Source organism: Pararhizobium polonicum, from assembly GCF_001687365.1.
In the GTDB taxonomy this organism is placed as follows: domain Bacteria; phylum Pseudomonadota; class Alphaproteobacteria; order Rhizobiales; family Rhizobiaceae; genus Pararhizobium; species Pararhizobium polonicum.
The window spans coordinates 55,834-79,539 of sequence record NZ_LGLV01000008.1 but is presented as its reverse complement, the minus strand read 5'-3'; the positions used below and the strand labels follow the sequence as shown (position 1 = coordinate 79,539).

The 23,706-nt window shown below is 60.9% G+C and carries 25 protein-coding genes; 6 read left to right on the top strand and 19 right to left on the bottom strand.

The features are described from left to right. Positions 1 to 57 precede the first annotated feature (57 nt). The 14 genes from ADU59_RS13365 to ADU59_RS13300 all read right to left on the bottom strand — a co-directional run bounded on the left by ADU59_RS13365 (position 58) and on the right by ADU59_RS13300 (position 14,014). Positions 58 to 744, bottom strand: coding sequence for a GntR family transcriptional regulator (locus ADU59_RS13365; protein WP_068954625.1), 687 nt, complete (start codon positions 742 to 744; stop codon positions 58 to 60). Next, positions 741 to 1,643 carry a hypothetical protein gene (locus ADU59_RS13360; protein ID WP_068954624.1) on the bottom strand — a complete coding sequence of 301 codons (903 nt, stop codon included), beginning with the start codon at positions 1,641 to 1,643 and terminating at the stop codon, positions 741 to 743. Before ADU59_RS13360 ends, ADU59_RS13365 begins: the two co-directional genes overlap by 4 nt. Before the next feature lie 19 nt (positions 1,644 to 1,662). Next, on the bottom strand, positions 1,663 to 2,394 hold the full coding sequence (locus tag ADU59_RS13355) for an SDR family oxidoreductase (RefSeq protein WP_158515722.1): 732 nt from the start codon (positions 2,392 to 2,394) through the stop codon (positions 1,663 to 1,665). Positions 2,395 to 2,405: 11 nt separating this feature from the next. Further along, positions 2,406 to 3,224: a pyrroline-5-carboxylate reductase gene (gene proC, locus ADU59_RS13350; protein WP_068954622.1), complete on the bottom strand. Its 819-nt coding sequence runs from the start codon at positions 3,222 to 3,224 to the stop codon at positions 2,406 to 2,408. After that, the gene (locus tag ADU59_RS13345; RefSeq protein ID WP_068954621.1) at positions 3,221 to 4,528 is read right to left on the bottom strand and encodes an acetoin dehydrogenase dihydrolipoyllysine-residue acetyltransferase subunit; all 1,308 of its coding nucleotides are present in this window, start codon (positions 4,526 to 4,528) and stop codon (positions 3,221 to 3,223) included. The genes proC and ADU59_RS13345 overlap by 4 nt, the downstream gene beginning before the upstream one ends. Positions 4,529 to 4,539: 11 nt before the next feature. Beyond that, positions 4,540 to 5,517, bottom strand: coding sequence for an alpha-ketoacid dehydrogenase subunit beta (locus ADU59_RS13340; protein WP_068954620.1), 978 nt, complete (start codon positions 5,515 to 5,517; stop codon positions 4,540 to 4,542). Next, on the bottom strand, positions 5,517 to 6,488 hold the full coding sequence (locus ADU59_RS13335) for a thiamine pyrophosphate-dependent dehydrogenase E1 component subunit alpha (protein ID WP_068954619.1): 972 nt from the start codon (positions 6,486 to 6,488) through the stop codon (positions 5,517 to 5,519). Before ADU59_RS13335 ends, ADU59_RS13340 begins: the two co-directional genes overlap by 1 nt. Positions 6,489 to 6,547: 59 nt before the next feature. Then, positions 6,548 to 7,840 (bottom strand): NAD(P)/FAD-dependent oxidoreductase, encoded by a 1,293-nt coding sequence (locus ADU59_RS13330; protein ID WP_068954618.1) that lies wholly within the window; start codon positions 7,838 to 7,840, stop codon positions 6,548 to 6,550. 2 nt (positions 7,841 to 7,842) lie between these two features. Further along, positions 7,843 to 8,583, bottom strand: coding sequence for an ABC transporter ATP-binding protein (locus ADU59_RS13325; protein ID WP_083198256.1), 741 nt, complete (start codon positions 8,581 to 8,583; stop codon positions 7,843 to 7,845). Further along, positions 8,498 to 9,334, bottom strand: coding sequence for an ABC transporter ATP-binding protein (locus ADU59_RS13320; protein ID WP_068954616.1), 837 nt, complete (start codon positions 9,332 to 9,334; stop codon positions 8,498 to 8,500). Before ADU59_RS13320 ends, ADU59_RS13325 begins: the two co-directional genes overlap by 86 nt. Next, positions 9,334 to 10,347, bottom strand: coding sequence for a branched-chain amino acid ABC transporter permease (locus ADU59_RS13315; protein WP_083198255.1), 1,014 nt, complete (start codon positions 10,345 to 10,347; stop codon positions 9,334 to 9,336). The genes ADU59_RS13320 and ADU59_RS13315 overlap by 1 nt, the downstream gene beginning before the upstream one ends. 1 nt (position 10,348) lies before the next feature. After that, a complete protein-coding gene (locus tag ADU59_RS13310; RefSeq protein ID WP_068954615.1) occupies positions 10,349 to 11,299 on the bottom strand; it encodes a branched-chain amino acid ABC transporter permease in 951 nt (316 codons plus the stop codon). Between the two features lie 151 nt (positions 11,300 to 11,450). Continuing rightward, positions 11,451 to 12,563: a branched-chain amino acid ABC transporter substrate-binding protein gene (locus ADU59_RS13305; protein ID WP_083198254.1), complete on the bottom strand. Its 1,113-nt coding sequence runs from the start codon at positions 12,561 to 12,563 to the stop codon at positions 11,451 to 11,453. 287 nt (positions 12,564 to 12,850) lie between these two features. Further along, the gene (locus tag ADU59_RS13300; protein WP_068954613.1) at positions 12,851 to 14,014 is read right to left on the bottom strand and encodes an ROK family transcriptional regulator; all 1,164 of its coding nucleotides are present in this window, start codon (positions 14,012 to 14,014) and stop codon (positions 12,851 to 12,853) included. A 143-nt stretch (positions 14,015 to 14,157) separates the two neighbouring features. Between ADU59_RS13300 and ADU59_RS13295 the strand changes: the two genes are divergently transcribed. From ADU59_RS13295 to ADU59_RS13270, 6 genes are all read left to right on the top strand, one after another. Beyond that, entirely contained in the window at positions 14,158 to 15,387 is a 1,230-nt protein-coding gene (locus ADU59_RS13295) for an extracellular solute-binding protein (protein ID WP_068954612.1), read from the top strand. A 72-nt stretch (positions 15,388 to 15,459) separates the two neighbouring features. Further along, positions 15,460 to 16,500: an ABC transporter ATP-binding protein gene (locus ADU59_RS13290; protein ID WP_068954611.1), complete on the top strand. Its 1,041-nt coding sequence runs from the start codon at positions 15,460 to 15,462 to the stop codon at positions 16,498 to 16,500. After that, on the top strand, positions 16,500 to 17,354 hold the full coding sequence (locus ADU59_RS13285) for an ABC transporter permease (protein WP_068954610.1): 855 nt from the start codon (positions 16,500 to 16,502) through the stop codon (positions 17,352 to 17,354). The genes ADU59_RS13290 and ADU59_RS13285 overlap by 1 nt, the downstream gene beginning before the upstream one ends. Further along, entirely contained in the window at positions 17,355 to 18,215 is an 861-nt protein-coding gene (locus ADU59_RS13280) for an ABC transporter permease (protein ID WP_068954609.1), read from the top strand. A gap of 43 nt (positions 18,216 to 18,258) precedes the next feature. After that, positions 18,259 to 19,143 (top strand): glycerophosphodiester phosphodiesterase family protein, encoded by an 885-nt coding sequence (locus tag ADU59_RS13275; RefSeq protein WP_068954608.1) that lies wholly within the window; start codon positions 18,259 to 18,261, stop codon positions 19,141 to 19,143. Beyond that, positions 19,140 to 19,919, top strand: a complete 780-nt coding sequence (locus tag ADU59_RS13270; RefSeq protein ID WP_425332015.1) for an inositol monophosphatase family protein — start codon at positions 19,140 to 19,142, stop codon at positions 19,917 to 19,919. The genes ADU59_RS13275 and ADU59_RS13270 overlap by 4 nt, the downstream gene beginning before the upstream one ends. 93 nt (positions 19,920 to 20,012) lie before the next feature. Here the strand turns inward: ADU59_RS13270 and ADU59_RS13265 are convergent, their stop codons facing one another. From ADU59_RS13265 to ADU59_RS13250, 5 genes are all read right to left on the bottom strand, one after another. Further along, positions 20,013 to 20,909 (bottom strand): metal ABC transporter substrate-binding protein, encoded by an 897-nt coding sequence (locus ADU59_RS13265; protein ID WP_068954607.1) that lies wholly within the window; start codon positions 20,907 to 20,909, stop codon positions 20,013 to 20,015. A 26-nt stretch (positions 20,910 to 20,935) separates the two neighbouring features. Beyond that, the gene (locus ADU59_RS13260; RefSeq protein ID WP_068954606.1) at positions 20,936 to 21,799 is read right to left on the bottom strand and encodes a metal ABC transporter permease; all 864 of its coding nucleotides are present in this window, start codon (positions 21,797 to 21,799) and stop codon (positions 20,936 to 20,938) included. Beyond that, entirely contained in the window at positions 21,796 to 22,539 is a 744-nt protein-coding gene (locus ADU59_RS13255) for a metal ABC transporter ATP-binding protein (protein ID WP_068954605.1), read from the bottom strand. The genes ADU59_RS13260 and ADU59_RS13255 overlap by 4 nt, the downstream gene beginning before the upstream one ends. Further along, entirely contained in the window at positions 22,536 to 22,664 is a 129-nt protein-coding gene (locus ADU59_RS31315; protein WP_274534647.1) for a hypothetical protein, read from the bottom strand. The genes ADU59_RS13255 and ADU59_RS31315 overlap by 4 nt, the downstream gene beginning before the upstream one ends. 223 nt (positions 22,665 to 22,887) lie before the next feature. Then, complete coding sequence (locus ADU59_RS13250; RefSeq protein ID WP_244506424.1) at positions 22,888 to 23,697, bottom strand: TetR/AcrR family transcriptional regulator; 810 nt, start codon at positions 23,695 to 23,697, stop codon at positions 22,888 to 22,890. Positions 23,698 to 23,706: the final 9 nt, after the last annotated feature.

Here is a 23,706-nt window from a genome sequence, read left to right as displayed (position 1 = left end):
CGGCTGCAAACCGTGACCCCGTTGGCCGGTCGTGATCCATCTGTTCAGGAAAGCGTGTCAGACGCCGTCTGCAAGATGCTCGTCCAGACGCTCGAAAAGGTGTTGCGCCGATGTGCGGATATCGTCCTCGATTGCGGTCTCAAGGGCGACCACATCCCGCGCACGCAGAGCGCCGATAATCATCTGGTGCTTGCTGTGCGACGTGTTGATATTGGCAAACGCCGGATAGGCCAGATTGAGATAGGCACCGGATCTCAGCCAGACGGTCTCGATCATCTTCAGCAGCATCGGCATCTGCGTCAGCCGATAGATAGCGAAATGGAAATTGGCGTTCTCTTCCAATCCGTGCTTCATGTCACCGGCTTCGGACGCGGCGACAATGCGGGCGTTGAATTCTTCGATCTCGCTCAGCGCCGCATCGTTCAACACCGGAATGACGATACGCGCCGCCGTCTTTTCAAGCGATACGCGGAGTTCGGTGATTTCCAGCAGGCTTTCCTTGGTGAGCGCCGGGACAATCGCGCTCTTGTTGGAATCCTCGATCAGCGCCCCTTCGGCAATCAGCGTCATCAATGCTTCGCGGGCCGGAGTCGGGCTCACGCCAAGCGCCTGCGCGACATCGCGGATCTTGATCCGCGAGCCGGGCGCGAACGTTCCCTCGATTAACGCCTTGCGCAACGCGTATTTCACACGCTCCGAAAGTGTGTCGTTGCGCTCGATTGTTTCCAACGCATAGTCGGTCATTTGGAGGGTTCTCCGCGCAAACCTTGAGCATCAAGCGTGTCAAGAACGACATCGTTTAAGGAATTCCATGGAATATACAGATCGAGCCAGGCTGCCGCACGACCCGTATAGAGGACAAGTTCGTCCAGGATAGCAGCTTGATGCTGCGGCTCGTCCTTCAAGAGATTGCTCGCGCCTTCCAATACCACCCCACAGCCAACCATGCCACAGAAGCCGTCGATTCGCGCGACGAAAGCATCGATGAGAAAGATGGCGAATTCCGATTTTTCCGTGCCGGAATAATAGGTTCCGCCGCGCAGCCGCCACAAGAGTTCATGCAGCTTGCGCAATTCGCCTTCGGCCATCGCAAGCGGGCCATAGGGCAGCATCATGCCCGAGCGCGCAAGCAGCACCGCGACATCTGCGGGTTCCTTTTCCCATATGGCTTTTCGTGCAGCCCGCAACGTCGCAAGACCGGGGCTTGCCGGTTCCGGTTCGCGGATCGCAAGTGTCATTGCTTCGTCCGTCGGGATCAATTCGGCACGAATGATTTCCTTGCCGTGATCCTCGACCACATGACGGCCCAGCCGGCGCAACCATTCGATATCGCCAGTCAGCCGGCCGAGGACCGAAACCTGAGCCTTCTCCGCCTGCAGCTCACCGTAGATCAGCTCCAGGAATTGCCGCTCCGGCCAGTAAAGGAATGTACCTGCCGGCAGGGTCAGAATGTCCGTGGCCTTCTCGACATCGGCCAGAAAGGGCGCGTGCCAGAAAATGTGCTGACCTGCGATCTTGGCGCAATGGATGTCCACGACGGCAGGCATCGATGCCAGCAATTTGCCAATCGCGTCAGGCGCCAGATCGGTGGCAAGCGCGATTTCGTGATCCTGGCCGTCAAAGCGGAAGTAGATGGAAGGCATGGCAGTCCCCGTTATTCTTTCATGCATTTGTCGAGTTGGATCGTTGCCGGAAGCGCGATCCACCCAATGTCTGATCCGTCGGCAGTATTTCCAGCTGGCTGACATCGACGTGCGGCGGCAGGGAAACGAGATGAGCAACCGTCGAAGCGATATCGTCGGCTTCCAGACATTGGTAGCCGTGGTAAAAGTCACCGCTGGCCAGCTGCCGGTGCATGCCGGTGTTCACACGCCCCGGCTGGATTTCGGTAACGCGCACGCCGGTGCCGTGCAGGTCATTGCGCAAGCCCGCGGCCAATGCGCTGACGGCAGCCTTGCTGGCGCTGTAAAGTGCGGGGCCATTTCCGGGGTTCCGGCCGGCCACCGACCCCAGCAGAATGATATATCCCGCTCTGCGCTCGACCATGGAGGGGACAAGCGCCCGTAGCAGACTGACCGTTCCCATCACATTGACGCCCAGAATATCGGCGGCAGCTTCGGCCGTGATTTCATAAACCTTGCCGGCCGTCCCCAAGACGCCGGCGGCATGAACGAGAAGGTCGGCTTCAACGCCCTCAAGAGCCTGCATAACCAGATCGGCATCGGCGATATCGACGCCTTTGATGCGAAGACCGTAGTCCTTCTCAAGCGCCCGCAGCTTCGCAGCGTTGGTGCCGAGCGCCAGCACATCATAGCCGCCATCGGCCAGACGCAAGGCAATGGCCTTGCCTATGCCGCTGGTCGCTCCGCTGACAACTGCTGTCGGTCTGGTCAAGTGCGCCCTCCTCAAGCCTTGCCCAGGGCGATGGAGCGAGCCGTTGCCGCAGCAACAGCCTTGGCAACGAGATCGGCAAGCTCCGATTTGCCCATGAACACATCAAGTGCCGCCGCCGTGGTGCCGTTCGGGCTGGTCACCTGCTGACGCAGAGTGGACGGCGTATCCGCACTGGAAAAAGCGAGGCGCGCCGCGCCGTAAACCGTTTGCAAGGCAAGCTCAGACGCGAAGTCTTCCGGCAAACCGGCTTTTGCACCCGCTTGGGACAGAGCTTCGATAAAGTGGAACAGATAGGCCGGGCCGGACCCGGAAACCGCCGTCACCGCATCCATCATACCCTCATCATCGATAAAGGCCACCTTGCCGCTGCGCCTGAGAAGTTCGCCTGCAAGTTCCCGCTGCCCGGCCGTCGTTGCACGATTGGCGTAGCATACCATCATACCCTCGCCGATGGCGGCGGGCGTATTCGGCATGCAGCGAATGACCGCCGCGTCCTTATCCACCGACGTCTCGATCGCCTGCGTGCTGATACCGGCCGCAACGGAAAGGAACAAGGCGGGGTGTCCGCCCGTGGCAAAAACCTTGTAATCCGGCAGAACCGCATGAATGACCTGTGGCTTGACCGCGATCACAATGGCATCCGGCACAAAATCCGCCGGAATACCATCGCGATCGCGCGAGATCGATGCACCGGCTTCCCGGGCGCGGATACGAAGCGGCTCAGCGGGCTCGACCACATGAATGTCAAAGCCGGCGTCGCTGGAAAGCCAGCCTTTCAGCATGGCAAATCCCATATTGCCACACCCTATGAGCAAGATCCGGCGGCTCATGCGGTGGCCCTCACGAGCTCATCGATGGCCGCAGCAACGGCTCCGGCCGCCTCGAATTGCGGCATATGGCCAATGGCGGGCAGCAGGTGCAGACCTGCCTTGCCGGTACCGGCAAGCGCATGCTTCCACGGAATGATGCTGTCCTGGATTCCCCAGATGATCTTCTGCGGCATGCCAAGACGGGCGAAAGCCTGACGGAAATCGGCAGCCTGCGTGCCATCGGGAAACAACCGGTCCGCAAGCTCGGCCTGCGCATCGCGAAGATCCGCATTCTCGCGCGATTGCATCGTCGCAGACACAAAGGCCGGATTGATCAGGCTTTCATCGGCGACGAGACGACGCAGCCAGGGCTCCAGGCTTTCCTTGCGCGTTGCGCGGGAAAAGCCATCGATGAAGGAACCGTCGATCTCCGCACCGAGACCGGCAGGCGATATAAGCGTCAGCGACCGGATCTCGATGCGGCCGGCTTCGGCAATCGCAAGCGCGGTAGCACCGCCAAGCGAGTGGCCAACGAGATGAATCTGATCCAGCCCTTCGCCTTCAAGCGCGGCCGAGACCGCTGCCCCAAGAGCGCGGACATCGGCAATGGGCATGAAGGGCGAGCGGCCGTGAGATGGCAGATCGATGCTGACCGTCGTATTGCGGCTGCGCAGCGCTGTCAGCACCGGGCGCCAGGACAGCGAATCCGAGCCGAAACCATGCAGGAAGACAATGGGCATACCATCGCCGGCACGACGCTGCATATAGAGCTGACCGGACGCGTCGCCCTCAGCTTTTTCCGCGACGATGCGGGAAGCAACGGCGGGTGCTGCCACCGGCTTTGCGGCCTTCAGTGTCATCTCAATGTCCCGCACCTTGATGCGGCCGCTCGGGCTTGTCGCCAGCACCGTGGCAAGATCGATGCCATTCAAAGCTGCAATGCGGCGCGCCAGCGGCGAAGCGACAATGCGGTCCGAAACCGCTTCCACCTTCACCGGCGTCAATATGACCGGAGCACTTGCCACAGGCGGCGGTGCATCAATTGCAGCAACAGATGCGGCGGCCGGGACAGCCGCGCGCTTTGCATCCGCGTCACCGATAATACCCAGCAATCCACCGATCTCGATTTCCGTGCCGACATCGGCCCGGATTTCGCTCAGCACGCCGGATGCCGGTGCTTCGATTTCCGTCGCGGCCTTGGCCGTTTCGACGACCACAACGATGTCACCGGCCTTGAGGTTGTCGCCAACCTTGGCCAGCCATTCGACGACGACGACGGCTTCCATATATTCGCCGCCGGCGCCGGTTACGACAATATCGGTCATGACTGCCTCCTTCAGGCCAGCGCCTTGCGCGCTGCATCAGCGATCTTGGCCGCATTGGGAAGAACAGCCATTTCCAGCGGCTCGCTATACGGAACCGGCAGATCCGGAAGCGTCACGCGCTGCACCGGCGCATCCAGATCGTCGAACGCATGATCCATGATGGTGGCGGAAAGCTCTGCCGCGTAGCCACAGAAGCGCCATCCCTCATTGACGACGACGGCATGGTGCGTCTTGGCGATGGAGGCTTTGATCGCGTTCAGATCGAGTGGACGCAGCGAGCGCAGGTCGATGACTTCCGCCTTGATACCGTCAGCGGCAAGCAATTCCGCCGCCTTCTGGCTTTCGAGCACCATGCGCGAGGTTGCGAAGATGGAAATGTCGGTGCCTTCCACCACGGTCCGGGCCTTGCCGATCTCGACGATGAAATCCTCATCGTCCGGCACCTCGTCGCGAAGGTTGTAGAGCAGCTTGTGCTCAAGAAAGACAACCGGCTGCTGATCGCGAATGGCCGCCTTCAGCATGCCCTTCGCATCGGCGGGGGTAACGGGAGCAACGACCTTGATGCCCGGTATGTGGGCAATCAGCACGTCGAGGCTCTTGGAATGCTGCGCGCCGGCACCCGCGCCGCCGCCGCCCTGCGTGCGCAGGACGAAGGGCATCTGCACCTGATCGGCCCAGATATACTCATAGATCGAGGCCTGGTTGATCAAGGCGTCTAGCACGAGCGGCATGAAGTCGGCATACATGATTTCCAGCACGGGACGCGTACCGGTCATCGCGGCCGTTACCGCCATGGCGGCAAGCGTCTGCTCCGAAATCGGCGTATCGCGAACCCGGGATTCACCGAACTCTTCCATCAGGCCGCGTGTCACCTTGAACACGCCGCCGTAGCGGGCGATATCCTCGCCGAACAGGAAAACGTTGGGATCGCGCTGCATTTCCTCGCGCAACGCGGCGTTCAATGCTTCTGCGTAACGTAGCTTGGCCATCAGCGTGCCTCCGAATAGGCCGCACTGGCCGGATGCAATTCAAATGTGGGGTATGGATCGGCAAGCGCCCTTTCGACGGCAGCGGCGACAACGGCCGTGGCTGCTTCATCGATGGCGGCGAGCTTGTCTTCACCGACTTCTGCCTTCAGAGCATCGAAGCTGACCTTAATCGGATCGCGTGCTTTCCACGCCTTGATGTCTTCATCCAGCTGGTAGCCGCCCATATCGGAGGTGGAAAAACCCTCGATACGATAGGTCTTGGCCTCGATAAGGGTTGGCCCCTCGCCCCGGCGGGCCCTGTCAACGGCAGTGGAAACGGCGCGATAGACCGCGACCGCGTCGTTGCCGTCAACGATCTCGCTCGGAATATTGTAGCCGGCGCCGCGAATGCTGAGATCCGATACGACCGACTGCACGGAATGGTGCACGGTCAGGCCGAACTGGTTGTGCTCCAGAATGAAAACCACCGGCAGCTTCCAGAGCGACGCGATATTCATGGATTCATGGGCAATGCCGGTCTGCGCCGCGCCATCCCCGAAGAAGCACATGGCCACATCCTTGCGGCCCTGGACCTGTATGGACAGCGCCATGCCGGTGGCAGCCGGAATGCTGGCGCCAACAATGGCATTACCCCCGATCATGCCGCGCGAAGCGTCCGCCACAAGCATGTGGCCGGCACGTCCCTTGCAGTAGCCTGTTTCACGGCCAAGAATTTCCGCAAGGATTTTATAAACATCGAGGCCCTTGCCGACATAATGCGCGTGACCGCGATGCGTGCTGGTGATGTAATCGCTGTCCGAGAGCATGGCAGTGGCGGCAATGCCGACCGCTTCCTGACCGTCGCAACGATGGATCGGGCCGCGTGTCTTGCCAGCCTTGTGCAGGTCACCCAGTTGCTCCTCGAGCCTGCGGGTAATGATCATACGCCGGTACATTTCCAGCTGTTCGTCTATGGAGGGTCCGTTCTTCATCTCAACTTTACCAGATTCATTTCGAATTTCTGTCTTGGGGCGGCATTGCGCCGAACATCTCAGGCGCGCTTGTCCAGGCGGTCCTGAAGCCGATGCCAGGGGTGGATAAAACGCGCGACCTGAACGCCGACGCCATGTCCCGCGACAGTCTGCAGGCCGCCGATCGGCATGGGCATGGCGCTATCCGTCAGGCGTCCGGTCAGGATCTGCGCCGCGTTGCGCCCCCACACCGTGCTCATGGCGATGCCGCGCCCCGAATAAATGCCTGCAAACAGCACGCCCGGTGCCAGCTCCATCAACCGGGGAACCTTGTCGGGAACGACCGCGATGACGCCTTCCCAATATTCGGCCGCGGGAACGTCCGGCACCTGTGGCAGCAGGCTGGTGAGCCGGTGCATGACCTTGCGCTTGCCGCGCTCGGCAGCGTTGAACCAGACCGTATGGGAACCGACCATGGCCAGGCCGCCGGTCGAGTCATAGCGGAATGCCCGGATATCCCGGCTGGTATCGGAGACGCCCTCGCGGCCGGGCAGGATCTTGCGCTGCACGTCTTGCGAAAACGACGCGGTGGCAATCTGATAGACGCGAACGGGGATCATCGCCTTGTGCAGCGAAGGCCAGAAATGGCCTGCCACCGCATTTGCGGCAACAAGCACTTTCGCGGCGCGCACACTGCCGTCAGCGGTTTTGACAAACCAGCCATTGCCACGCTTCTCGATGGCTGTGACCATCGAACGCGTGTGGATGACGGCCCCTTCCTGAGCGGCGGCGCGCGCCAGACCCTGCGTCAGGGCGTAGGGATTGAGATAGCCGGCGTTCAATGCCTTCCAGCCGCCGAGAAAATCGCCGCCGCCGATCTTTTCGGCAATCGCGGAAGAATCCAGCCACTCGACCTCACATCCGAACGCCTTCCATTCGGCATGGAAAATCTGGGCGCGCTTGAGGGCTTCCAGCGAATGACAGGCCTGCATCCAGCCTTTGCTAACCAAATCGCACGCGATGTCATATTTGCGGATCATCTCGAACAGGCGAAGCGGCGCATTGGCCACCATCTCGTTATAGATATCACCGCGCTTTTGGCCCAACAGCGCCGCAAATTCGCTCGGGCTCTTCTTGGAATGATGCGGAATAACCTGTCCGTTGTTGCGCCCCGATGCGGCCTGACCGATGTCTAAGCCTTCGAGCACAACCACACGGGTGCCCGCTGTAGCCAGTTCGATCGCAGCATTGAGACCGGTGAAGCCAGCGCCGATGACCACGACGTCAGCATCGAGATCGCCCCGGAGCGGAGTGCCGGCGAATTCCACTTCTTTCGAGATTTTGCGCCAGTGGTGCATCTGTTGGTCTGCCATGTTCAATGCTCCACTTGTCCGTGTGCGCCGAGATAAAGGTCGATAAGCGACGGGTCCTCGGCGATGCGCTTTGCCCCGCCCTCAAGGCGGCAACGGCCGGATTCAAAGAGGTACGCGTAGTCACCGATCTCCAGCGCCAGGCGGACATTCTGCTCAACAAGCAGGATGGCGATGCCGCGATTGGCCAGATCAACGATAATGCGGAAGATCTGGGCGATGAGCTTGGGCGCCAGACCGAGCGACGGCTCGTCCATCATGACGAGGCTCGGCTCGGCCATCAGGCAGCGGCCGATCGCCAGCATCTGCTGCTGGCCGCCGGATAAGCGCTGCGCCGAGCCATGCCGTCTTTCGTGCAGGATCGGGAAGAGCGTGTAGACATCATCGCGCTTTTCCTCGAAACTCCGGTTGCGATCGATGCAAGCGGCAATCAGGTTTTCCTCGACCGTCAGGCGGGTGAGGATGCGGCGCCCCTCCGGACAATGCGACAGGCCAAGATGCGGAATGCGCGCGACATTCATGCGGGTGATGTCGGTGCCTGCAAACTGCACGCTCCCCTGGCTGACTGTCGTCAGACCGGAGATCGTGTTGAGCAGCGTGGTCTTGCCAGCGCCATTGGGACCAACGACGACGACGATCTCTCCGGCACGGACTTCCAGATCAATGGTGTTGAGGATCTGCGTTGGCCCGTAGCCCGAGGTTAGCTTTTCGATCTTGAGCAAGGGCTCGGATTTCGTCGAGTTCATCGGTGGTTCCTAAGTAAGCTTCCTGCACGACTTCGCTTGCCTGCACCTGCGCGGGCGTACCGGCAAAGAGAAGGCTGCCGAAATTGAGGACGTAGATCCAGTCGCAGAGCGACATGACGAGATCCATGTCGTGTTCGACGACGATGATGGAGCGGTGCGGTTTGACAAATGACCGCAGGCGGGATGTCAGATCGGCCGTTTCGTTGTGATTGAGGCCCGCGGCCGGTTCATCCAGCAGAAGCACGGCCGGGTCACGAACCAGTGCCCGGGCGATCTCCAGGATACGCTGGCGACCGTAAGGGAGGAGATTGGCCTGCATGTCGGCATATTGGGCAATGCCGCAAAGCTCCAGGATGGCGTAGCAGAGATCACGACGCTCGCGGTCCCGGCGCCGGCCGTAGCCGGGGACCAGCACTTCCTTCCAGACTGCGCCGCGATCCGTCGGATAAAAACAGACTTCGAGATTCTCCAGCGCGGTCAGATGATCGAACAGGCGCACGTTCTGGTAGGTCCGCGCAATGCCCGCCATGCTGATCTTGTGCTTTGGCAGGCTCTGCACCGCGCTTCCGTTCAGAACGATCTCACCGCTGGTCGGCGGAAACGAACCCGACATCAGGTTGATCAGCGTGGACTTGCCTGCACCATTCGGGCCAATAATGCCATAGATCATGCCCGGCTCGAACGTCATCGTGACGTCGTTTGTCGCGACAAGCGTCTGAAACCGCTTAACGAGATTTTTGAGTTCCAGCATTATTTCCACACCAGTTTAGAAATCAGCCGCACCGGCGTCAGGGATTGCGGAACGATGCCGCGCGGGCGCATCACGATCACGCCGACAAGCAGCAGGCCGAACAGAAGCATGCGGTATTCCGCGTATTCGCGCAGCAGCTCCGGCATGACGACCAGCACGACGGCGCCGACGACGATGCCGACGATATTGCCGATGCCGCCGATAACGATGACGAGCACCACGAGAATGGACTCGTTGAGGGTGAAACTCTCAGGGCTGACGAAGCGCTGGAACGCTGCGAAAATGACGCCGCAGGTTGAGCCGATGACAGCGCTTGTCGCAAATGCGATCAGCTTGACACGGGTCTTGTCGATGCCGACGCCCACAGCCGCATCCTGATCTTCGCGCAGGGCAAACCATGCCTTGCCAAGGATCGAGCGCTCAAGCCGGTAGACCAGCACGCCCGTTACCACCGCAAGTGCCAGAAGCAGGAAATAGAACTGCATCGGCGTACTGACCTGATAGCCGAACAACGAAAGCCTATCGATGCCGGTGATGCCACGCGGGCCGTTGGTGAGCCAATCGACATTGTTGATCAGGATGCGGATGATCTCGCCGAAACCGAGCGTCACGATCGCCAGATAATCGCCGCGCAGCCGCAGGACCGGAATACCGAGCAAAATGCCGGTGATCCCGCCCGCAAAGGCAGCAACAACCAGAACGGCAAGGAATGGCAGGTGAATGTCGAAATAATTGCTCGAAAGCAACGCATAACAATAGGCGCCAACCGCATAGAAGGCGACAAAGCCGAGGTCGAGAAGGCCGACATAGCCGATGACGATGTTCAGGCCCATGCCGAGAATAATGTAGATCAACACCAGATCGGCGATGCGCAGGTAGTAGTTCGGCAAGGTCGGCACATAGGCAAGGAGCGCCAGGGCAGCGCCGATGCAAAGAAGGCCAAGCGGGTTGAGCCGGCGCTTTGCGGGCACCGAAGCCGTGTCGCGGTCAAGAATGGTCTCTCGTGCGCTCATCTCAAAACTCCCGCTTGGTGACGCCGGACTCTTCCGTGACGCTTTCGCCAAGAAGGCCTGCCGGACGGAAGAGAAGCACAGCGATGAGAACAGCGAATGCAAAGATGTCGCGATATTCGGTTCCAAGAATACCGTGGCTCAGAATGGGAAGCAGCGCCGTTCCAAATACTTCCAAGAACGCCAGCACAAAGCCGCCGATCATCGCACCGGGGATCGAGCCAATACCACCGAGAATGGCCGCGGTGAACGCCTTCAGCCCCACGACGACACCCATCGTCGGGCTGACGAGACCATAGTATGAGCCATAGAGGACGCCGCCGAGCGCGCCGAGGCCGGGACCGACGAAGAAGATCAGGCTGATCGTTCTGTTGACGCTGACGCCGAGCAATGCCGCGGTGTGGTGATTTTCCGCAACGGCTCTTACCAGCACACCCAGACGCGTGCGCGTAATGAGGAACTGGAGGGCGAACATCAGCCCGACGGACAGCGCAACGATGAAGATTTGCAGATATGTTATACTTGCATCACCCAACTGCAGACGCTCCGGCTCGACAAGCGCCGGGAAGGCGATGGGTTGCGGCCCTGCGATGAGCTGCATTGCAGCCTGCAGCGCCATGGAAACACCAAGCGCGCTCAACATCGGCGCAAGCCGGCTCGAATTGCGCAAGGGTTTATAAGCCACGCGCTCCGTCACGACGCCGATCACTCCCACGGCCGAGAAGGTCACCACCATGACGCCGATAACGACAATCGCATAGGCCGGCCCTCCCGTAACAGCGAAAACCGAAAGCGCCACCAGCGCGACATAGCCACCCAGCATGAACATTTCGCTGTGGGCGAAATTGATGAGGCGCAGAACGCCGTAGACCATCGTGTAACCCAGTGCGATCAGCGCATAGATCGCGCCGATCGTCAGGGCATTGATGGTCTGTTGGAGGATGAGACTGGTCATATACAATTCGCCTTGAATGACGGATGCGATCCAGCCGCACCATGAACCCGGCACGTCGGTCCTGCTGGACATGGGCGAAACCGGCGGAGCGATCCGTCATTGAAATCAGGCGATGGACCGCACCATGCGGCCCATCGGTTCACACGTTCAATCAGCTGGCCTGACCGACCATTTTGAATTCGCCGTCCTGAATCTCGTAGAGATACATCGGAGCAACCGTGCGCTCGCCGACATCGGTAAACTTGACATGACCCAGCATCGTGTCCAGCTCGACAGCCTTCAACGCCGGAAGAATGTCTGCGCGTGTCGGCTCGGCGGCCTTCTTGATCGCCTCGGCAACGATCTGACCGCTGACATAACCATAGATCGAGTACGGTCCGACCTCTTCACCAAAGCGCTTCTTGTAGCGCTCGCCGAACGAAACCAGTTCGGGCGTGGCATCGGCCGGCGGGATCGGGAAAGTCAAAACGACGTTGGACGCGGCTTCCTTGCCGGCCTGGGCAACGAAATCCGGGGTGAAAGCACCATCTGGAACCAGAAGCTTGGCATTCAGGCCCTGCTCGCGCATCTGCTTGGCAAACAAGGCCAGCTGCGGCATGACCGCGCCCATATAGACGACGTCCGGCTTGGCCGACTTGAGCTGGGTTATCACAGCCGTAAAATCGACATCCGTTGGATTAACCGATGACGTTGAGTGGATCTCCCCGCCTCTTTTCTTGAAATCGTCCGCGAAGATTTCAGAAACGCCCTGACCGAATGCCTGCTTGTCGTTGACGATGGCTGCATTCTTGGCGCCGAGCTTTTCAAGCGCATACTGGGCCGACAATTCGCCCTGGGCAAAATCGCTGGCGGTGGGGCGCACAATGTTTGCCGCACCCTGCCTGGTGATGTCGGGATTGGAGCCGAGAACAGCTTCCGGCAATTCGCAATCCGAGTAGATGGACTGAGCCGCGAGCTGCACGCCGCTGTTCAGGTGACCGATGACGGCAACGATGGATTCGTCGTCGCAGAACTTTTGCGCAACCAGCGTCCCCTCTTTCGGGTCGGCCTTGTCGTCCTGACGCGACAGGACGAGAGTGTTGCCATTGATGCCGCCGGCGGCATTGAGCTCTTCAAAATAGAGATCCGTACCATTGAAAAGCGTCGTGCCGAAGATGGCCTGCGGGCCGGTCAGCGGCGCCGTGGCACCGATCTTGATATCGGCCGCAAACGCTGTGCTGCTCATCAGGCTGGCGACGACGAGAATGCTCATTGCATGTTTCATGGAAGTTCCACCTCTTTCTGATATTTGTTATAACAGATTTGTAGCAACGGTTTTTGGGCTTGGCAAGTGCCAATTGAGGCAGAATGTGCGCACGCCTAAAATCGCGGCATTCTCCGTTGTGCCGCCTTGATGACAGGGCAGCACTGGATGCGGTTGCGCGGTGGGGAAATAGCGGTCTCGGATAACAAGCCAACGGGATGCCAGCCTCGGACCTGCATCTATCGGTCGCTCGACGTTCGCAGACCGAAATTCACGGAAACAACAGAAAGAGCATGTGCCCCGGCAAGCTAAAGAAAATAGCTGAGCTTCAAGGGCAAGAGAGCAGCGCCGAGCACCGCCGCATCGCCTTTCGTCTGGCTGAGTACCAGTTCGGCGACCGGTGGCCCCACATCATAGCGGTGCACCTTTTCGGAGGATTTGCGCGCACGGGCAATCATCATGCGCCCCAACTCGGCCGGCAATTGCCCGCCAAAGACGATTGCCTGCGGATCGAGGACGGCAATGAGCGTGGCGATCAGCCGGTCGACCGACGGCATGGTCTTTTCCAGCCAGGCTTCGACGCCCGGCCAGGACGGGTCAAAACGGGTCCGCAGGTCTTCGATGGCGTGGATGTCGACGCCGTTATCCTGCAGGTCCCGGATGAGATATTGGAGAGCGGGCCGGCGCGACGATTCCTCATCGGAATAGATACCGCTGAATTCACCGGCATTGCCGTGCACCCCGAGATGCGGCTTGCCATCGATGATCACGCCGCCGCCGAAACCGTAATTGAACGAGAGATAGGCGAAGCTCGGATAGGACAGGCCTGCCCCGCGCAGACTTTCGCCGATCGCGCCGGTGGTCGCGTTGTTCTCCAGCCAGACGGGCATCTGAAAGATCCGTTCGAGATCCGGCCGCAGATCGATCAGCGACCAGTCGCGCAAGGGTTCCGGCGCATTGAATTCGCGGTTGCCGGAAATGAAAAATCCGGACATGGAGAAACCAAGCCCCAGAAGGCGGCTACGGGCGATCCCGTGCCGGACCAACATGGCCGACAATTCTCCCGAAAGCACCTGCAGCGTCGCTTCACGGCGTTCGGGCACCATGCGCAGCTGTATTTCCTCGATCACATTGCAGCCGAAATCGGCAAGGCACAGCACTGCGCTATCGGTATTGATCGAAATACCCAGCGAACAGACGGCCTCGCCCACCAGCTCGATCGTCGGGCTCGGCTGCCCGCGGCCACCCTTGAGTGGCGCCCCTGCGCGCAGGAGATTGCGCTCGATCAGGCCTTCGACCAGCCGATGGACCGATTGCTGCGTCAGATTGGTCCTTTCGGTCATCGCCGCACGGGTGATCGGCTCGTGCCGGCGCACGATGTCCAGGATCATGCGCTCATTGTCGCTGGCAAGCGGCAAGCCTGGGCGCCCGGATGGCGCAACGGACGGAGATGGAGGTTTTGGGGGCGTCATGGCTCTGGCTTATCCGCTCGCAGGATCTCCCGCAACCTCCTCTGAGCGCCGTTGACGCGGGTTTTGTTTCGCCTGTCATAAATATTACACTTAAAGTGTATTAATTGCCCGCAATGCCAATCCAAGCAACCCGGAGCATCAGCATGACCGCCAGACTGTTTGCCATTGCCGCGCTCGCCCTTTCAGCCGCGACGACACCCGCCCTGTCCGCCGAAACGAACCTGAAGAATCTCGACTTCGATCTTTCGAAGGTCACCAGGGACAATTTTTACGACATCGTCGTTCCGGCCGCGAAGGCCGAGGGCACGGTCACCATGTACAATTTCGCCGGCAGTTTCGGCGACGCATGGAAGGAACTGATCACCCGCTTTGAGGCCAGATACGGCATCAAGGTCGAATACAGCGATGTGAATGGCGCACAGGCCGACCAGCAGCTGATCGCCGTGCAGAAGGCCGGCGAAGATGCGCCGGTCGACGCCTATTTCGCCGGCGGCGGCGATTACCCGCTGCTGTCATCGGCCGGTGTGGTCGGCAATATCCCACTGACGACCATCTTGCCCAATATGGATCACTACGATCCGGCCTTCGCCCAATCCCTCTTTGGACGGCCGCATGGCGGCGCCTATCCGCTCGTTCATCTCAACCAGACCGCAATTGGCTACGACAGCGCCTTCATCAAGCCCGGCGACCTGCCCAAGACCTTCGACGAACTGCTTGCCTGGGCGGAGAAGAACCCGATGCGCCTTGGCGTCACCCTGCCCTCGAAAGGCGGCTCCGGCGGTGGCTTCATCTATTCCGTCGCGCTCAACTACCTGACCGGCGAATGCCGGACCAAGTTGACGGACTACACGCTGACCGCAGAACAGGCGGCCGACTGGGCAATGACATCCGAATGCCTGGAGCCAGTCTGGGATTATTACCGCAGGCTGCTCAGCGCTGCGGAACTCACCAACGGCAATGCCGATACGCTGAACCTGATCAACAACCAGCAGCTCTATATGGGCACCGTCTGGGAAGACCAGGTCATGACCTTCATTCGCGGCAAGCAGCTTCCCGACACATTCCGCCTGACACTTCTGGAAAACGGACAGGTCGGCAGCGGCGATGCGATGTTCGTTCCGGCCAATGCCAAGCATGTCGCGGCCGCCCTGCTCCTGATCGACATGGCGATCGGCAAGGATTTCCAGGCCTGGAAGCTTGAAAACAAGGCCTCGCGCTCGCCGCGCACCGACCTTACCGGCGATCTCATCACGCCGGAAACCGCCAAATACCTCCTGCCATCCAGCGTCTATCCACGCCTCTCGGCTCCGGCCTTCTGGGATATGTCGAAGGCGCTCGGCGACGCGCTGGATGAGAAGGTCCTCAGCCAGTAAGGCGATGCCCGTTTTCGAGACGGACCGGACGCACAGCCGGTCCTCTTTCCCGAGATTGAAAGACGATATCCGATGAGCGAACTCGAGATCAGCAACATCACCAAGGACTATGGCGCAACCCGCGTGCTGCACCCTGTGTCCATCAATGTCGAACGGGGCGAGTTCGTCACCATCCTCGGCCCCTCGGGCTGCGGCAAGTCCACGCTGCTGCGTATCCTGATGGGCATTGCCCGCCCGAGCGCCGGCGAAATACGGTTGGCGGGCACCCGGATCGACCTGTTGCCGCCCGAGGCCCGCGACATCGCCATGGTGTTTCAGTCCTATGCGCTGTTTCCCCACATGTCGGTCGCCAAGAATCTCGCCTTCGGATTGCGCATGAAGAATGTGCCCAAGCCGGAGCGTGCACGGCGTATCGAGCATGCACTGGAGATCTGCAACCTGACCGGACTGGTGGAGCGTATGCCGCGCCAGTTGTCGGGTGGCCAGCAGCAACGGGTTGCGCTCGCCCGCGCCATCGTCATGCAGCCACGCCTGCTTCTGTTTGACGAACCCCTGTCCAATCTCGACGCCAAGCTGCGCGATACGCTCCGTCAGGAACTGGTCGACCTGCACCGCCGGATCGGCGCCACCAGCATCTACGTGACCCACGATCAGGCGGAAGCCATGGCGATGTCCGACCGGATCGTCGTCATGGATGGCGGCAAGGTCGTCGAGACGGGCACGCCGCTCGATCTCTACCGCGCGCCGACCCGCGCGTTTACGGCCGGGTTCCTCGGCCAGACCAACCTGCTGACCGCTGACGCCGATGGTTTGCGTGCCCGCCTGCCCTGGGGGCAGATCGTCACCCTGTCTGCACCGGCAAAGGGGAGCGTGCGCGTTTCCGTGCGTCCTGAAACCATCGCGATCCGGCAGAACGAAGCGGGTGCGGGCATGGTGACGTCGGTTTCCTTCATGGGCGCCAATGCGCTTTACATGGTCGATATCGCCGGCAACACGCTGAAAATCAGCCAGGCCGGGGCCGAAAGCCTGATCGCTGCCGGCAACCGGGTCTCGCTCGATTTCAACGGAGCGCTGCATCTTCTGAGCGGTTTCGAACGTGCGGAGGCCGCGTGATGCAGGCCGCCCTTCGCGACCGCAGGGCGCAGCTTGCCCTGCTTCTGCTGCCCGGCGTCGGCTATCTCGTCGTCTTCTTCGGTGGCCCACTGGCGTCGGCGCTGATCGGCAGTCTTCAGCTCAACGGCGGCACTTTCACGCTGCAATGGTACGAGCGGATTTTCACCCGCGCGACAATGCTGCGCGGCCTGAAGACCTCGATCTACTATGGCGTCGCCCCTGTCATCGTTTCGCTTGCCGTTTCCATACCGCTGGCATTACTGATCCGGCAGAACTTCCGGGGGCGAAAGCTCTTTAATGGTCTCTACAAGCTGCCGATGGCGGTGCCCGGCATCATCGTCGCACTCATGGTCATCATCATGGCCGAGCGCGGCGGCTTCATCGACCGGGTGATCGCGCCCTTCGGTCTTAGCCTGCCCAAGCTCGTGCGCGACGAATGGGGCATCGGCGTCATTCTCGCCACCGTCTGGAAACAGATCCCCTTCATGACCCTGATCATCACCAGTGCCTTTGCCGGCATTCCGGAAGACATCCGCCACGCGGCACGATCGCTCGGCGCCTCGCGTTTGAATACTTTCGTCTTCGTCGAGGTGCCGCTCGCCATGCCGGGGATTACCGCTGCGATCCTTCTCACGTTCATCGGCTCCATGGGCTCCTACGCCGTTCCCGATATCGTCGGCTCGCCCTCGCCGCGCCCGCTCTCCGTGCTGATGGTCTCCGAGTTCAACGACGGCAAGTTCGCGCAGGTCTATGCGATGGGCATGGTGCTCAGCCTCTTCGCCATTGCCGTGCTTCTCGCCTATTACGCGCTGACGGCCAAGATCGGCGTCAACCGTGCCAAGGGAGACGAGTGAATGACCATCCTTGCCGAAACCCTGCCGACAGCACGCGCCCGCGTCTTTCAGGAGGATGATCGCCTGCTCGTTTCAACCGGGCTTTATGCCGCCTTGGGGCTGACGATTGCCCTGCCGCTCGTGCTGATGTTCCTCTGGAGCGTGGCCGATGGCTGGGCGCCGCCACATGTGATCCCGCGCGATTACACGCTCAGCCGCTGGATGGACATGATCGCCGATCCCGGCCTGTTGCGTGCCGCGCTCAACAGCACCGTCATTGCCGTCATCGTCACCTTTGCGACAGGCCTCATCGCGCTGCCAACGGCCTGGGCCATGGCGCGGTTTCCCTTCCGGCTGAAGCGGGTGGTGGAAATCTTCATTCTGGCGCCGGTCATCATTCCCGGTCTCGTCGTCGCCGTCGGCATCGGCCAGGTCTTCCTGTTTCTCGGCCTGTCCTATTCGATGACCGGTGTCATCCTCGTTCAGATCGTCGGCACGCTGCCGTTGATGATCCGCCTGCTGACGGCGGCGCTTGAGACCATTCCCGACGATCTGATCCACGCCGCCCGCTCGCTCGGCGCCGGAACGGCCGGCGTCGTTCTCCACATCATCCTGCCGCTCGCCGTGCCCGGGCTTCTCGCCGGCGGACTGCTCTCCTTCATCGGCAGCTTCGAGGAGTTCGACAAGTCCTTCATTGTCGGCGCCCCCGTCATCGAGACCCTGCCGATCAAGCTCTACATCTTCCTCAACCCCTATTCCCTGCAGTTGCCCGTCGCCGCGATCATCGCCTTCATCCTGCTTCTTCCTGCCCTGATCGTCTTCGTCATCGCCGGCCGTATCCTGCGCGACGACCTGATGGCCGCCGGCATGGGGAAACTCTAACCACCCCTCCCAACCATCCTCCCTCCCAGCTAGAGACACAAAAATGCCCAGTCAGACAGCATCCTCCCTTCAGCCCGCCTTCCCGAAGGTCCCCTCCCTCCTCTCCCGCGACAATCCGCAGATCCTCACCGTCGCCCATCGCGGCCTCTGGACCCACGCTCCGGAAAACTCACTGGCCGCCATCCGTGACGCGATTGCCGCCGGCGTCGAAATCGTCGAGATCGATGCGCAGGCGACCGCCGATGGAATGCTCGTCGTCATCCATGACGATACGCTCGACCGGACCTCGACCGGCACGGGGATCGCCGCGCAACTCCCCTTCGCAACCATCCGCCAAGTGCGCCTGCGGTCCGGCGGCGGCGGCATAGGCGCTCACGTGACTCAGGAAGCCATCCCGACACTGGCCGAAGCGCTGGAGGAGGCGCGCGGCCGCATCGCCGTCAACATCGACACCAAATTCGCCCGTGACCTGCCGTTGATCGCAGCCGAGGTACGCCGGCTGTCGATGGAAGATCAGGTCATCCTGAAGACCCCGGTCGATCCGGCATCGGAGCATTTTCCAATCCGCGATGTCGACTGGTTCGGCAGCATTCCCCATATGCCGATGTTCAGCGTCCGCCCCGGCCTGTTTGCCGAGGACCTGCGCCGTATCGCCCCACTTGCAGCACCGATGATCGAGGTCCGGTTTGCCGACATCGCCGATCTGGCGGCAGGCCGCGAGGAGCTTGAGCGCCAGAATATCCGGTTGTGGATCAACACGCTCGACGTTTCCCATTGCCTCGATTTCAACGACAGCCGCGCGGCCAAAAACCCGGAAGCAGTCTGGGGCGCGCTTTCCGATGCGGGCGTCGGTGCGATACAGACCGATACGATCGTGGCCTTCAAGAACTGGCTGTCGCGTCCCTGCACCAACGGAGCTTCCCTGTGACCGCAATACCGGACCGTCTTGCCCGCGCCATCGCCGTGATCGAAGAGGCCGCCATCCTTGCGACGCGTTTCTTCCATGCGCGCGACACCATCGAAACACGCACGAAACGGGCGCAGGATTTCGTCTCGGAGGCCGACACCACAGTCGAAGCCCTGATCCGGGAAAGGCTTGCGGAAGCCTTTCCCGGGGAGGCGATCGTCGGCGAGGAAATGGGCGGCACCATCGGCAACGCCTACTGGATCATCGATCCGATCGACGGCACGTCCAACTTCCTGCGCGGCTCGCCGCTCTGGGGGATCTCGCTCGGTTTCGTCCGCGACGGACGGCCGGAACTGGGTGTCGTCGCCCTTCCAGCCCTGAAGCAGCTGCTTGCCGCCGCTGACGGCACCGGCCTCTTCCTCAACGGGAAGCCCTGCCCGCGCGACATCCCATTCGCCGAAGTCCGCCTCATGTCGCTCGGCGACAGCCTGTCGGACGATATCGACGACATCGCCGCCTTGCACACCGGTCTGCGCCGCAGCGGCTGGATCGTCGAAGGATTTCACGCCACCTCGATCGGGCTTGCCTTTACCGCATGCGGCATTCTCGACGGACACCTGCAGAAGACCACGACCATGTGGGACATTGCCGGCGGCGCCGTCCTTGTCCGCGAAGCTGGCCTTGAGGTGCGGATCGGCCACGATGCCGCATCGGATGCCTACTGGATCGCAGCCGGAACCGGGGCTTTGATCGAGGCGACAGAGCGGTTATGGCCGGCAATAGCGACCGCGTCCTGAAAGCCGCGCCGCCATGCAGCTCTTGGCTGGCGAAACTGCAGATCTGTCTGCGAACGAAGACAGGGCGGCAAATCCTGCCGCCCTGTCCTGTTTTTATTTGCCGAATGCCGTCACCACCCGATCAACGTTATAACGGAACATCTTGAGATACGAAGAAGCCGGCCCGTCTTTGGTGGACAGAGATTCCACATAGAGCTCGCCGCCGGGCTTGGCACCGGTCGCCGTGGCGATCTGGTTGACGAGCTTGGGATCGTTCGAATTCTCGATGAAGTAAACCTTGACCCCTTCGGCCTTGATCTGGTCGATGAGCTTGGCAACGTCTGCGGCAGAGGCTTCCGTCTCGGTGGACAGGCCGACCGGCGAGAGGAACTTGACTTTGTATTCCCGGCCGAAATATCCGAACGCGTCGTGGCTCGTCAGAACCTTGCGCTTGTCGTCGGGTACCGCGTCAAGTTTGGCATGCGCATAGGCGTCGAGCTTTTTCAGCTCGGCGATATATTTTTCGGCATTGGCGTGGAAATGCGGGGCGTCCTGCGGATCGGCCGCCGACAGCGCCTTTTCGATGTTTTTGACCCACAGCATGACATTGACCGGGCTGTTCCAGACGTGAGGATCGGTCACCGTTTTGCCGTCCTCTTCCATCTCGCGGGTCTTGATCCCCTCGGAGGCGACGGCCGGCTTTCCCGTATATCCGGATGCTGTGATGAGCCGGTCCATCCATCCTTCCAGACCTTCACCGCTGACGAACACCACGTCCGCCTCTTTCAGGGCCTTGGCATCGTCCGGAGACGGCTCGAATTCGTGTGGATCGCCGTTGGGGCCGACCAGGCTCCTGACGTTGACATGGGTGCCGCCGATTTCATGGACGACGTCGGCAAGCACCGTGAAGCTTGCGACGACCTCGAGGGGTTTCGCCGCAGCGAGCGGCGCTGATGCCAGCAGCGAGATCATCGCCGTTCCGACAAGGATCAACTTCCGTAATTGTGCCATCGGGCACTCCTTATGTTTTGCATCGTTCAGATGCGGGCTGGGAAAAGACGCCGGACTGCACCGGAAGGGCAGAAGAGCAGCGAAAGGCAATAGGCGGCGGCGGCGACCAGGATGATCGTCGGCCCCGATGCCAATCCGAAATGATAGGAAATGATCAGCCCGAGAAGGCCCGAAGCCGCAGCCACGCCGGCGGCGATGAGCATCATGACCGGCAGCGTCCGCGCCCAGAGCTGGGCAATCGATGCGGGCAGCATCATGAGGCCGACCGCCATTAGCGTCCCCAGGGCTTGAAAGCCCGCAACCAGATTGAGAACGACCAGAAACAGAAAGAGGACATGGTAGATCGCGCCGCCGCCGCGCACCGAGCGCAGAAATCCGGGATCGAAGCATTCGACGATCAAAGGCCGGTAGACGATGGCAAGCGTCACGACCGTGAACGAGGTGATCGCGCCGACGAAATAGAGTGCGGTCGCATCGATGGCGAGAATGGTGCCGAACAGCACGTGAAGCAGGTCGATGTTGGAGCCGCGCAGCGACACGACCAGCACCCCGAGCGCCAGGGAGGCCAGATAGAAGCTCGCGAAGCTTGCATCTTCCTTCAGGACCGTCGTGCGGCTGACCAATCCGGACAGCAGAGCGACGATCAGGCCCGCGACGATACCGCCGAGCCCCATGGCGGGAAGAGAAAGCCCGCCCGCGATCAGGAAGCCGATGGCCGCCCCCGGAAGGACCGCGTGGCTCATCGCATCGCCGACAAGGCTCATGCGGCGCAGCATCAGCAGCACGCCGATCGGTCCCGATCCGATGCCCAGCGCAACGCAGGCGATCAGGGCGCGCCGCATGAAGCCATATTCGACGAACGGGTGGATGATGGCCGCATAAACGTTCATGCTGCAAACCCCTCATCCAGCGGGTGGCCATGGAGGCTCTCCGCCATCGTCTTCGCCCGAAGCAGGTTCTCCGGCGTCAACGCTGCCTCCGTCGAGCCCCAGCAGATCGGACGGCGGGCCATCAGGAGTGTCTGCGGGAAATGGGCGCGGATCTGATCGAAGTCATGCAGAACGGCGATGACGGTGCGTCCCGCACCGTGCCAGTGCTTGACGATATCAAGCAGATCACGCGTCGTCGCGGCGTCGATAGCTGTGAACGGCTCGTCCAGCATGATGATCTCCGCGTCCTGAAGCAGAAGGCGGGCAAACAGCACGCGCTGGAACTGGCCGGCAGAAAGGGTGCCGATATGGCGGCGTTCCAGCCCCTCCAGCCCGACCGATTGCAGCGCATCCCTTCCCTTGCGCGCCGCCTCCCGCGACACACCGCCGAAGGCGCCGGTCTGACCCCACATTCCCAGCATGACGGTATCGGCGACAGTGAGAGGAAAGTGGCGATCGATCTCTGCCGCCTGCGGCAGATAGCCGAACCTGGCGTCTTTGGACGTTCCGCCTTCAATGCTTCCCGAGGATAGCGAAAGCTCGCCCATGACGGCTTTCAGCAAGGTCGATTTCCCTGCCCCGTTCGGCCCGGCGATCGCTGTCAGGCTTCCCGGCTCGAACGATCCGCTGACGCCCTGGACGGCAAATGCCCGGTCATAAGCGATGGAGACATCGTGCAATCGCACCGCGGCCTGTCTCATGGCAACGCGACCGCCCAGGCGATCGCAACCCACAAGGCAACAAGCAGCAAGCCAATAGCCGAAACCCGGACCATGAATGAGCGCGCCATGACGGAAGTGCGGAACGGGTCGAAATCAAGCTTCATGCCATCAATCTTTAACGTTATACCATTACTAGTTGATAGCTAGCCGACGATAGCGGCTGTTGTCAACTGCCAGTCCGGCAAAAGAATGACGGATCAGCAGGCCGAGCCACGTCCGGGCAAGCACGATCGGCTCGCACGGGGCCGTCCAGACATGGCAACGGGCGAACAGAGCCACATTCTGAGGGTGGCATTGACTATCGAGCCAGATGGGTCGCCATTGCTTTCACCCGACGCCATGAACAAAAATGTGAATGCAGCGGCGCAGATAGAGCCGCCGTGCATCCGCGCCCGGCCATTCAGGGCCGTTACCGGTCTTTGTTACGACGGCACCGAAAATCATATCCATGAGGATGCCGGCAGCACTGGAGGTGTCGTCGACCTGAAGGCGGCCTTTCTGTTGCTGCGCATCCAACCATTCGGCCAGCAGCATTCTCGATCTGTCGGCACCCAGACGGTGCATCAGTTCACCGACCTGTGGGTCGCGCACCGACTCGACCATGGCCAGCTTCAGGAAAGCGGTCCGCTCGGCATCCGCCTCAGCATCGATATCGATCAGAAAGATCTTCTCGAGGGCTTCCGTCAGCGGCAGTTCGTCATAATCGCCCGGCAGGGCCAGCATGCTGGTGCGATGCAGATCGATGACCGCTGCGAGCAATTCTGTCTTGCCGGGAAAATGGCGGTAAAGCGTCCGCTTGGAGATTTTGCAGCGCGCAGCGACATGGCTCATCGTGGTGCCGCCATAGCCCTGCTCGATAAACAGAGCTCTAGCCGTGCCACGAATGTGCTCGGCCTGTGTCGTATCGGACATCACCTTCGGCCTGCCGCGGGGCCGCGGGACTGACGGGTGCGACGCTGCGTCATCGCTGAAATTTGAAGACCGGGAAAGTGATCTTGGCATTCGAGTGGCTTCCCGCGTTGACAACGGCATCTGGAAAATAATATTGGTAATCATGAGTTTTGTAAATGCGGCACTTGCCGGACGCGATCCGAGGACGAGATGTCGTCGGCAGGCGACCTGCAAACTCCGATGCAAGGATTTCTT

Bases quoted from the DNA above. Each gene is read 5' to 3' on its own strand.
- ADU59_RS13330 (WP_068954618.1), bottom strand. From the start codon at position 7,840: ATGGCAGACCAACAGATGCACCACTGGCGCAAAATCTCGAAAGAAGTG.
- ADU59_RS13290 (WP_068954611.1), top strand. From the start codon at position 15,460: ATGAGCGAACTCGAGATCAGCAACATCACCAAGGACTATGGCGCAACC.
- ADU59_RS13340 (WP_068954620.1), bottom strand. From the start codon at position 5,517: ATGGCCAAGCTACGTTACGCAGAAGCATTGAACGCCGCGTTGCGCGAG.
- ADU59_RS13365 (WP_068954625.1), bottom strand. From the start codon at position 744: ATGACCGACTATGCGTTGGAAACAATCGAGCGCAACGACACACTTTCG.
- ADU59_RS13260 (WP_068954606.1), bottom strand. From the start codon at position 21,799: ATGAACGTTTATGCGGCCATCATCCACCCGTTCGTCGAATATGGCTTC.
- ADU59_RS13345 (WP_068954621.1), bottom strand. From the start codon at position 4,528: ATGACCGATATTGTCGTAACCGGCGCCGGCGGCGAATATATGGAAGCC.
- ADU59_RS13300 (WP_068954613.1), bottom strand. From the start codon at position 14,014: ATGACGCCCCCAAAACCTCCATCTCCGTCCGTTGCGCCATCCGGGCGC.
- ADU59_RS13285 (WP_068954610.1), top strand. From the start codon at position 16,500: ATGCAGGCCGCCCTTCGCGACCGCAGGGCGCAGCTTGCCCTGCTTCTG.
- ADU59_RS13295 (WP_068954612.1), top strand. From the start codon at position 14,158: ATGACCGCCAGACTGTTTGCCATTGCCGCGCTCGCCCTTTCAGCCGCG.
- ADU59_RS13255 (WP_068954605.1), bottom strand. From the start codon at position 22,539: ATGAGACAGGCCGCGGTGCGATTGCACGATGTCTCCATCGCTTATGAC.
- ADU59_RS13275 (WP_068954608.1), top strand. From the start codon at position 18,259: ATGCCCAGTCAGACAGCATCCTCCCTTCAGCCCGCCTTCCCGAAGGTC.
- ADU59_RS13315 (WP_083198255.1), bottom strand. From the start codon at position 10,347: ATGAGCGCACGAGAGACCATTCTTGACCGCGACACGGCTTCGGTGCCC.
- ADU59_RS13335 (WP_068954619.1), bottom strand. From the start codon at position 6,488: ATGAAGAACGGACCCTCCATAGACGAACAGCTGGAAATGTACCGGCGT.
- ADU59_RS13310 (WP_068954615.1), bottom strand. From the start codon at position 11,299: ATGACCAGTCTCATCCTCCAACAGACCATCAATGCCCTGACGATCGGC.
- ADU59_RS13320 (WP_068954616.1), bottom strand. From the start codon at position 9,334: ATGCTGGAACTCAAAAATCTCGTTAAGCGGTTTCAGACGCTTGTCGCG.
- ADU59_RS13265 (WP_068954607.1), bottom strand. From the start codon at position 20,909: ATGGCACAATTACGGAAGTTGATCCTTGTCGGAACGGCGATGATCTCG.
- proC (WP_068954622.1), bottom strand. From the start codon at position 3,224: ATGAGCCGCCGGATCTTGCTCATAGGGTGTGGCAATATGGGATTTGCC.
- ADU59_RS13280 (WP_068954609.1), top strand. From the start codon at position 17,355: ATGACCATCCTTGCCGAAACCCTGCCGACAGCACGCGCCCGCGTCTTT.
- ADU59_RS31315 (WP_274534647.1), bottom strand. From the start codon at position 22,664: ATGAAGCTTGATTTCGACCCGTTCCGCACTTCCGTCATGGCGCGCTCA.
- ADU59_RS13325 (WP_083198256.1), bottom strand. From the start codon at position 8,583: ATGAACTCGACGAAATCCGAGCCCTTGCTCAAGATCGAAAAGCTAACC.
- ADU59_RS13305 (WP_083198254.1), bottom strand. From the start codon at position 12,563: ATGAAACATGCAATGAGCATTCTCGTCGTCGCCAGCCTGATGAGCAGC.
- ADU59_RS13360 (WP_068954624.1), bottom strand. From the start codon at position 1,643: ATGCCTTCCATCTACTTCCGCTTTGACGGCCAGGATCACGAAATCGCG.